Origin of the sequence: Halomonas jincaotanensis (assembly GCF_018448785.1) — a bacterium.
GTDB classification, from domain to species: domain Bacteria; phylum Pseudomonadota; class Gammaproteobacteria; order Pseudomonadales; family Halomonadaceae; genus Halomonas; species Halomonas jincaotanensis.
In genome coordinates this window covers 1-964 of sequence record NZ_JAHCLU010000054.1, presented here as the reverse complement: position 1 = coordinate 964, position 964 = coordinate 1, and the positions used below count along the sequence as shown (strand labels likewise).

At 64.8% G+C, this 964-nt stretch carries 1 protein-coding gene; it reads right to left on the bottom strand.

Translation table 11 applies throughout. The features are described 5' to 3' along the window. Window positions 1-139: 139 nt before the first annotated feature. On the bottom strand, window positions 140-964 hold an 825-nt coding region (locus tag KG088_RS19425), incomplete at its 5' end, for an IS1380 family transposase (protein ID WP_213828272.1).

The following is a 964-nucleotide window of genomic DNA, read 5'->3' as shown; positions in this document are numbered from 1 at the left end:
GGTTGATCTATGCCCTTACTGGCTTTCTCAGGCTCCTTTCATAACGTTCAGGAATTGATATTGACCGCCGGCGCAGCCGTGCCCGCCGACCCCCGTGGTGGTCGCCTTTCTTGCTGAGTGCTTTGTGGTGGTGTGGGTATCAGGCCAGGGCCGTCAATCGAGGCAGTCCCTTCAGTAAAGTCGGCCACCATTTGTCGGCCGCGTCGCCGAGGTGCACGGTAATCCGACGGGCGTGCACCGTCAGTGTGGCCGCGACCTTGAGCACCTGTTCGCGCATCCTTATCAAGCTCCACCCCTGGTGCGTCCGGCTCTCCAGCAGGCGCCTCAGCCCATGCAGCATCTGGTAGGCGTAGAGGCTCAGCAGCAGGCTGACTTCGTTGCGGTCCATCACGTCCTGGACGGTGGAGGCCCCACGATCCGTCGAGGAGAGGTGCACGTCGAGCGCCGATTTCACCTCGCCCATGTGCGCCTCGGCGCTGCCGCGCTTGCGGTACAGCGCCAGGACCTTCTGTGGCGGCCAATCGAACTTGCGCAGGTTGGTGACCAGAAAGAAGGCATGCAGAAACAGATCATCGGGACGTTCCTGCACCACCAGCACCACGCGACGCGGGGAGGGCCAGGACTCCGCCTGGTAGGTAAGATCGTGGCACCACTCACGAGGTTGCTTGGGCGGCCTTCCGCGTGGGCGGGTCAGATAGGGCGCCGCCAGCTTTTGAAGGCCCGGATGGCCGGGTATCCGGCCCAGGTATTCGATGTTGCGCTCCTCCAGGGCTTCCAGCGTGTCGTTGCCGGTGAAGCCGGCATCGATGCGCACGCGGACGTCGGCCCCGGTGCTCTCGTTGAGCCGTCGCACCAGATGCGGAATCCAGGTGTCGGCGTTCTCGGCGGGGCCGGCGTTGCCCTCACGCAGCAGGCCGCCGACCATGTCGCCGGTCTCGGCCAGCGAGGCGATCAGCGGCGAGTA